Consider the following 8,217-nt stretch of genomic DNA (forward strand, 5'->3'; position numbering starts at 1 on the left):
CCTGGTGAGGCTGTGGAGGAGGTACAACCTCACCCTGGTCGTAGCCGACGGGGTGAAGGTCCTAGACACGGCCATCTCCCGCTCCTGGATCAAGGTCGCGAGGCAGACCTGCCCGGTCCACCTCAAACGAAGCAGGAGGGTGAGGGTCTTGCTGGACCTCCTCCTCTCCCTCGCCGAGTCCGTCCCCACCCGTGGCTCTCCCCTCCTCTCCTACCTCCTCGCCCCCAGGGAGGCCCCTCCTCAGGTCACCTGGCCGAGTCCTTCAACTCCCTCCCGGAGAGTTCGGCAAGTGCCACTCCCCCTGGAGGACCGGATCGCCCGGGCCATAGCCCTCAACTACAACCTCTCGACCTATCATCTCATCATTGTAATAATATTACAGGGTTCCTTATTTCTTCGTGAAATGGTCAAATATATTCAATAATTCCTCCATTAAATAAGTCCAAATCAACAGAGATATTACAATTTGCAAAGGAGCCCTGAATCACCCCTCACTAGGTGTTAAGTATCTCTCCACAGCTACTCTCCAAATATAATTAGAAGTATCTGAAAATATTTAAAAGTACGCAGAGACGTTACAGTCTTAAAACCCCGATCATCAGGTTCTAGTCGGTCGGGCAGAAACATATTAACCAGACTACCCGATATCTTTATCTTGTGAAATCTCTCAAATATTCTTTACCTGTAGCCTTAGCCACGTGGTGGATTCCAATCCTCGACGGAGTGATAGTGGGATTCGTAACAGGATTCTACGAAAGGAGGAGGGACAGAGCCATATCATCTGCCTTGATCTCCTCCATAGCTGCCTCAGCACTATACGTTTATATCGCGTTCAGAGTTCTTACCGTTCCCGTTCTGGGAAATTTGTTGCCCGTGTTGTCGCTCATCTTCTCCGTGGTAGGTATATCCATTAGCGTCTTAGTATCACAGGCCGTTTCATCCAGGACTACCTTCTCAGTGTTGAGTCCAGATTCTGCAGAAATGGAATTCTATGCTAAGTCCAACGAGGAGATCGAGAAGAGGCTAGAGGTTCTAGGAGGTAACTGTGGAGAACCGATCTATGAGGTCCTCTCTGAAGACAAGGTCGTTGTTAGGAGAAAGTGTAACGGATACGATCTAATCTATGAGATATTGAGGGAAGGTAAGGGATTCAGGGTTAAGGTGAGGATGAAGGGAGAGTTCATGGCTTAGGGTTTTAGGAGAATTGAAACTATTTTCCTAGAAGGTACACGTCAAAGTGGACGGAGCTCCGTACCGGGTGCCATGATGTTGACGTTCCAGTTCCCTAGAGTAGTTTGACTCACGTTTAATAGTTGGGTGGAGATGTTTAAACACGTGAAAAAGTGTCCCAGATGCGGAGCGGATAATCCGGACGATGCACACCTGTGCGTGAACTGTCATTACCCTTTACCATATTCTCCATCAAACCTAACCTGTCCCAGATGTGGTCACGTGAATCCACCCAGTGCATCGAGCTGTGAGGTCTGTCATTACCCCTTTAGAATCTCCTTCTTCATTCCTCCTCCGCAGAAAGACGATATCACTCCAGCCCTGACGAGACTAGAGAGAGGGGCCTTGTCACTTGCGGTCTCCATCCTGACCTTCTCCGTAGCCAGTCTAGATCTAGGTTCCTTAATTGGCGGGCTGTTGCTCCTCATATCTGTAGGATTTCTGGGAGCAGGGAGTTCATATTACTCCGTTGGTTTCAGGTTCCTGAGTCAGAGATATAGGTATCCAGCCATTCTGTCTTCCTTCCTATTACCGGGTTTCGTCCTCTTAGCTATTGGGGCGAGTGAAGTAGCTGGCCAAGTACCGCAGACGATGATATCTTCCCTAGCCAAAAATCCCTTGGCCGTGGTGCTCATAGACGTCGGATTTTTCCTCTTTGTATCGGGAGTTATAGGCATAACTCTAGGCACCTACAGGCTCAGGACACTTCTTGGAAATGCGACACTATCCTGGGCGTCCCTCATGTTCCTTGCAGGAGCTATCTTGCTCCTGTTTTTGCCTCAACTTTCTTTCCTTGCGTTGGCAGGTCAGCTCATAATCTACGGTGAGATAAAGAGAGAAATACGGTCTCACTTGAGAAGCCATCCGTAATCCTTCATGGCTACGTCTTCTCTGAAGTGATACCAAGTGTAGAACTTGATTAGCCTTTTACCGGTTCTGTAGGTTATGATGTTTGAGGCGAGGAACTCCACAAGATTAGATGCAGGCCATCCCATGATTATCCCGAGGGACAATCCTAGCCACGGTAAAGGAGCAAGGAAAGGTGAGATGATCATAGGTATGGAGATCAGGGCCAGGACTAGCAGGAGTGAGTAAAACGCCTCCGTCCTGTTAGACCTGAACTTTGGCTCGAATTTGATTATCCCCTCGTTGACTAGCCTACCGTAATTCCTCAGCATCTTCCAGTCTCGGAAGACAAAGAGGAGAATTGCGAGCGGTATTAGAGTAAGATATAGGGGGAAGTAGGTGAGGTAACCAAACACTCCTCCTAAGATCACCAACATGAAAGATGTGACGACCTGTCTCTTAGTTACTAGGTCTCTCTCCTCAGTATAGGTAGCATGCGACGTAGTGGTCACTACTCACACCCTTGAGCTCAGGTTCCTTCTCCCTACAGGATTGCATGGCGAAGGGACATCTTGGGTAATATTTGCAACCTTTTCCGTTATATTCCTCTTCCTTCTCCTTGATTTTTACTGAAAACAGCTTTGCTCTCTCTGAAGGATCGGGAATAGGTACAGCAGTGATGAGAGCCTGCGTATATGGATGGAGCGGCTTCTCCAGTAAGGCGTCAGCTGAACCGTGTTCTATGACTTTTCCCTGGTACATGACGTATATTCTGTCAGCTATGTAACCTAAGGTAGAGATATCATGGGTGATCATCAGTATCTCAGTCCCCTTTTCTTCTCTCTGCCTCTGGAAAATCTCTAGGATTCCAGCCCTGACTGACATATCCAACATGGAAACCGGTTCATCTGCTACGATGAAGGTCGGGTTGAGCACTAGTGCTCTAGCAATGGCCACCCTCTGCAACTGACCTCCCGATAGTTGGTTTGGAAGTGAGTAAGCGTATTCCTCCTCAGGATTCAGACCTACGTCTCTCAATGCATTCATCACCATTTCCTTCTCCTCTTCCTTATTACTGGCGAGCCTGTGTACCCTTATGCCCTCGGCGATCACGTCATATACCTTCAACCTTATGTCTATTGCCTCGTAAGGGTTCTGGTAAATTATTTGGTTCCTCCTCCTGAACTCCCTCTCCTCCCTTCCTCTCAATTTAAAGACGTTCTTTCCGTTCCAAAGAACTTCGCCACCCACAGGTCTTTGAAGGTTAAGTAACGTTCGTCCAAGTGTAGTCTTCCCGCTCCCAGATTCACCTACTACCCCGACTATCTCCTTCTCCTTCACGGCGACGCTAACTCCATCCAGAGCTCTAACTTCGACATCTCTTGTCTTGAAGTAAACTCTGAGGTCTTTTCCTTCAATCATTTTTTATTCACCGCGTGACAAGCTACGTAGTGGAATCCCTCAACCCTGGAGAACTCCGGCTCGACCTCTCTGCAGATAGGCATAGCTAAGGGACATCTCGGGGCAAACCTGCAACCTTTAGGCGGGTTCTCCAGATCTGGAGGAAATCCAGGGATTGCCACTAACCTTCTCTGTTTCCTGTACCTCAAGTCTGGGATAGCTTTAAGCAGCAGTTGTGTGTAGGGATGAAGTGGATTTCCGAACACCTTCTCCACGTCTCCGAACTCCACGAGCTTACCGGCATACATTATGGCTATACTATCACTGATGTTTGCCAAGAGGGAGAGATCGTGGGTCACAAACATCATGCTGAACTTCCTGTTCTCTTGAAGGGACTTCATCAGCTCGAGTATCTTGGCCTGGGTTATCACATCGAGCGCCGTAGTGGCTTCGTCTGAGACTATCATGGAGGGGCTCAGCAGTAACGCCATGGCTATCACCACCCTCTGCCTCTGACCACCTGAAAGCTCATGAGGGAACATATCTGCCTTCTCGGCTGGTACCCCAACGTTCTCTAAGGCCTTGTAGATCCTCTCAAGGGCGTCAGCCTTCGATAAATCCTCATGTTCCAGGATGGTCTCAAGCATCTGGTCCTTGATCTTGTAGACCGGATCCAACACGTCCATGGAAGCCTGAGGAATGTACGCTATTTCCTTCCACACTATATCCCTCCTGAAAACCTTTAGGTCCATATTCAGTATATCTTGTCCCTTATACTTCACCTCCCCTGACATAACCTGAGCGTTCCTGGGCGTCACACGAAAGATAGTGGTTACAAGTGTAGACTTACCGCACCCGGACTCCCCTGCAACTCCAAGGACTTTGGCCCTGTCCACAAATAGGGACACATCGTCGACGGCCTTAACGAAACCGGTTTTAGTCTTGTAGTATGTCTTCAGGGAATTGACCTGGAGCAAATTATCAGTGGACTCCTCAAAGATCAAATTACTCACCCCTCAGTTTGTACGGGCTCAACACGTCCAGCATTGCGGTTCCAAAGTAGTAGAACGCGACGCTTATGAATACTATCCCAAGTCCGGGAGGGAGAACCCACCACCAGGCGAAACCGTTGACGAAGGACACGTTATTTGTGGCGTACCCCAACATGTTCCCCCACGTTGGGAATTCGGTTATCCCTAGCCCGAGAAAATCTAGCCCTGATTCGGCTAATATCACACCAGGGACATCGTAGGCTAACTGAGCGAAAAGGATTCCCATCAAATTGGGGACTATGTGCTTGAAGAGGATCCTCATCCTGCTCTCTCCTAATGCTCTAGCAGCCTCCACGAAAGTCCTATTCCTCAAGGTCAGAGTCTGCCCCCTTATTATCTTGGCTGTCCCAGGCCAAGAGAGGAGGGAAATAATGAGAAGGATCAGTACTGCCTTGTTTACGTTTACGATAGTTCCAGTAATGTCAAATATACTGATTAGCACGATGAGGAGAGGTAGACCGGGAATGAGGAGGAAGAAATCCGTAAACGCGTTGAGTGTTAAGTCTGTGAAGCCTCCCACATAGCCAGCCAGCAGACCTATGATTAGACCTATTCCGATTATTATCGCAGAGGCAACCAGAGAGAGATACAAGTCGAACCTTGCTCCATAGACGAACTCTGAGAAGACGCTGGCTCCGTTGTCATCTGTACCCAATCTTCCGTATGCATAGCCTAACGACGAGTATCCTGGAAGAGTTACCAGGAACATCTCTGTAGTTTTCCCTGTATTAACGAAGCTGAGGGTCACGTTATAAGTCCCAGGCTTAGGTAAAAGCATTTTAGGCAATTCCAGTGAGGCCAGGGATTGATCTTGAACAGGTAGTGACGCAACATAGGGTGAGTTACCTGGGTTCACCAGCTCAGTGGAAAAGATCACTGGGTTAGGCTTTCCGGGGACTACAGTGACCTCTGGAGGTATTGGAAGAGGTGACAGGGACATTAAATAGAAGTCCCTCACGAATAGGTTTACCTGAAAATATTGGGTATTGGGAGTCACCAAAGTGAAGGACAACCTTACATCATAGGGCGAGCTCCAGTTCCACCTTAGGGGAAAAGTCACGTTAACTGTATCTCCTGGAGGAACGGTGACCTTCAACGTGGAGGAGTTAAGCTGGCTCACCTCGCCTGAGCTCTCATAGGCGAGGGAGGGGGTTAAGGTAATCCTCACATCAGGAGGGAGGTTCTTGTATTGTGGGAAAACCGTGGCCCAGGCTGGTACTGCATAAGGAGCAGCCACGAATTGCTGACCAACCCTATACGGATTGTTGTAAGGAGTCAGAAAAGGCGCTGCTACAGCTAATACGGCAAAGAACCCGATGACTACTACGGAGAAAATGAAGGTCTTCCTGGACATCAGATCTCTCAATAGTTTATTCATTCATATTTCACCCTGGGATCGATGAGGGGATAGATCAGATCCAACGCAAGGAGGATTATGACAGCGAAAAGGCTGATAACATAGAAATCTCCTCCCAATAGGGGAACATCGAGGTTCTCGGCCCCCCTGACCAGTAATCTCCCCAGACCTGGGATGTTGAAGATGTCCTCTATGAACACAACTCCTGCAAAGAGAAATGCCAGGTCTATCCCAACTCTCGTCACTACTGGAATTACCGCATTTCTGGTGACGTGTTTGTAAAGGATCTTCCTCTCGCTAATTCCCCTTGCCCTCAAATAATTAACGAAATTACTTCCCATCAACTCTATACCGTTGTTTCTAAACAGGATGTTCCTGACACCATAGCTTATTATAGTAATAAAGAGTATGGGAAGAGTCAAGAACTTCATCAGGTTGGCCCAGTATGCGAATCCAGTTAGCAGGTGACCGTTATATGTAGTTATCGCCTCACCTAGGTTGGTCGGGAAAATCCTTAGATAAAAGCCAAAGAAGTAAAGAACGATCTCACCCAACCAGAAGGCGGGTATGAAATACGTCATTATCGCCGTGAAGCTGATCACGGAATCCCCAATCTTACCTTGCCTCGAAATCGAATAAAGACCGAAGACGATCGCTAATATACTGCTTAATATTAAGCTAGGTATCACCAACAACGCAGTGACGGGCAATCTTTGGGCTATTAACGTGATTACGGGCTGCTCGTAACTCATGGATATTCCCAAGTGTAAGGTCAGGAGAGATTTGATGTAGATGAAGAACCTCTCATCAAGGGGAAGATTTAGGCCGAACTGTCTATCCAGTGCCTGCACCAATTCGCTCCTAGGAAGTCCCTTGTAGGTCAGAGGAACGTAAAGTTGGGCTGGATTTATACCATAGATGGTGGGTAGTACTTGGAAAATGAAGAAGTTGAAGACGAGGATGGCAAAGAGAAGGGCAAGCCTTTCAACGATCCGCCTCATCAGGTAACGGATCAACCCCATAAATATCAGTATAACATATGTGGTACGTTTTTAAAAAACTTAAGTGTTACCAACCTGGTTTCTTTTAAAATAATAAAAAAGCCAAGGTTCACTAAGAGAAGAACGACAAGCCTCGCCCCTTCTCGGTAGACCCAAAATCACCTCCTTGAAAATAAATCTATATTATTAATAAGCGGTTCTATTGATTTAAGTAGAAAATCTCTTAGATAGAATAAATCATCAGAAACAAGAGTATTAGGAGTAACCTGAACTGCTCCCTCCTCACCTCCCCCTTGAACACGGTGTACAGGGAGTAGAGTACGATTGCCAGCACGAAGATCAACGTGCGGAAGACGAACTTGGTGGAACTGGTGAAGGGGAGAAAAGCCTTGATGTTCCGGTGAGAGGTCTCTATGGGACCCCTCACCTTGTTGTACAAGTCCAACACCTCCCCTTCGGTAGGTCGAGGTTCGTAGCCCTAGCGAAGTAAACTAGAGTCCTCTTCTTTCTCCTGACCTTCTCCTTGCTGTACACGAGGAGCCTGAACTTGACCTGCTCGTCCTTCCTGTGCCTCTTACTGTTCGTCTCGTACTCGCCGTCGAACTCCTGGTAGACTTTCACGTCCCCAACAGGGACGGCAATTATGTACTTAAACTGCGAAACGAAGTTGAGCACGTCTACAGTCAGCAGTTATGGGACTTTAACGTAACTTAAAGATTCTCATCAGCCCCGGCGGTCCGCCTAAATGACGTTCAAGAACATGAGGAACGCCTCCACGCTCCTCAGGTTAAGAGCCCCCACCAGCTCCCTGACGACGTTGGTCATGATGGTGAAGATCGCGAGGTAGCCCTGAAGCCTCTCCCTCCTCCAGAACGAGGAGTCCTCCAGTCCCAGGGCCTTGACGTCCCTGTGGAGCTCCTCGATCTCCCACCTCATCCTCCAGGCCTCCTCGATCTCCTCCTCGCTGAGCGAGAGGTCGGTCGTGTAGAGGCACTTCACGTGTGACCCGGAGTCACGTTTATATTCCCGGACTAGCAACTTTACCGTAATCGCTTGGCCTCCCAGGGTCAGGTCGGCGTAGTAGACTCCGGGGGGTAGGTCTCCCACTCGGAGGTGTCCCTCCACCTCCTCGAGGGTCCCCTGGACCGACTCGACCCTGAGGAGCCTCCGGTTGGACTTGAGCTCAGACACCACGTTGTCCGTCACGAGCTTCTCTGACCAGTACCACGAGTCGAAGACTACCCTGGACACGCGGAAGTACCCCTTGAGCACGTCCAACATCTCCCTGGCCATCTCGATCTTGGTCTTGAACTCGGCGACCATCCCCAAG

Annotated in this window: 7 protein-coding genes and 3 pseudogenes; 3 read left to right on the plus strand and 7 right to left on the minus strand. The window is 48.8% G+C overall.

The annotated features are described in order from the left end of the window. The 3 genes and pseudogenes from METMK1DRAFT_RS15590 to METMK1DRAFT_RS16360 all read left to right on the plus strand — a co-directional run. Positions 1-424 (plus strand): annotated as a pseudogene (locus METMK1DRAFT_RS15590) (IS256 family transposase); the annotation flags it as partial. Positions 425-657: 233 nt separating this feature from the next. Then, positions 658-1,191, plus strand: coding sequence for a hypothetical protein (locus METMK1DRAFT_RS07115; RefSeq protein ID WP_009072239.1), 534 nt, complete (start codon positions 658-660; stop codon positions 1,189-1,191). 132 nt (positions 1,192-1,323) lie between these two features. Beyond that, positions 1,324-2,100: a zinc ribbon domain-containing protein gene (locus tag METMK1DRAFT_RS16360; protein WP_009072242.1), complete on the plus strand. Its 777-nt coding sequence runs from the start codon at positions 1,324-1,326 to the stop codon at positions 2,098-2,100. Here the strand turns inward: METMK1DRAFT_RS16360 and METMK1DRAFT_RS07125 are convergent. The 7 genes and pseudogenes from METMK1DRAFT_RS07125 to METMK1DRAFT_RS07155 form a co-directional block, all read right to left on the minus strand. Continuing rightward, positions 2,079-2,588 (minus strand): hypothetical protein, encoded by a 510-nt coding sequence (locus tag METMK1DRAFT_RS07125; protein WP_009072244.1) that lies wholly within the window; start codon positions 2,586-2,588, stop codon positions 2,079-2,081. The two genes, METMK1DRAFT_RS16360 and METMK1DRAFT_RS07125, sit on opposite strands and share 22 nt — an antisense overlap. Beyond that, positions 2,557-3,498, minus strand: a complete 942-nt coding sequence (locus METMK1DRAFT_RS07130; protein ID WP_009072246.1) for an ABC transporter ATP-binding protein — start codon at positions 3,496-3,498, stop codon at positions 2,557-2,559. The genes METMK1DRAFT_RS07125 and METMK1DRAFT_RS07130 overlap by 32 nt, the downstream gene beginning before the upstream one ends. Next, positions 3,495-4,481 carry an ABC transporter ATP-binding protein gene (locus METMK1DRAFT_RS07135; protein ID WP_009072248.1) on the minus strand — a complete coding sequence of 329 codons (987 nt, stop codon included), beginning with the start codon at positions 4,479-4,481 and terminating at the stop codon, positions 3,495-3,497. The genes METMK1DRAFT_RS07130 and METMK1DRAFT_RS07135 overlap by 4 nt, the downstream gene beginning before the upstream one ends. A 1-nt stretch (position 4,482) precedes the next feature. Beyond that, entirely contained in the window at positions 4,483-5,907 is a 1,425-nt protein-coding gene (locus METMK1DRAFT_RS07140) for an ABC transporter permease (RefSeq protein ID WP_009072249.1), read from the minus strand. Then, positions 5,904-6,908, minus strand: coding sequence for an ABC transporter permease (locus METMK1DRAFT_RS07145; protein WP_009072251.1), 1,005 nt, complete (start codon positions 6,906-6,908; stop codon positions 5,904-5,906). Before METMK1DRAFT_RS07145 ends, METMK1DRAFT_RS07140 begins: the two co-directional genes overlap by 4 nt. Positions 6,909-7,045: 137 nt before the next feature. Next, positions 7,046-7,571 (minus strand): annotated as a pseudogene (locus tag METMK1DRAFT_RS07150) (ISH3 family transposase); the annotation flags it as partial. A gap of 16 nt (positions 7,572-7,587) precedes the next feature. Next, positions 7,588-8,217 (minus strand): annotated as a pseudogene (locus METMK1DRAFT_RS07155) (transposase); the annotation flags it as partial.

Origin of the sequence: Metallosphaera yellowstonensis MK1 (assembly GCF_000243315.1) — an archaeon.
In the GTDB taxonomy this organism is placed as follows: domain Archaea; phylum Thermoproteota; class Thermoprotei_A; order Sulfolobales; family Sulfolobaceae; genus Metallosphaera; species Metallosphaera yellowstonensis.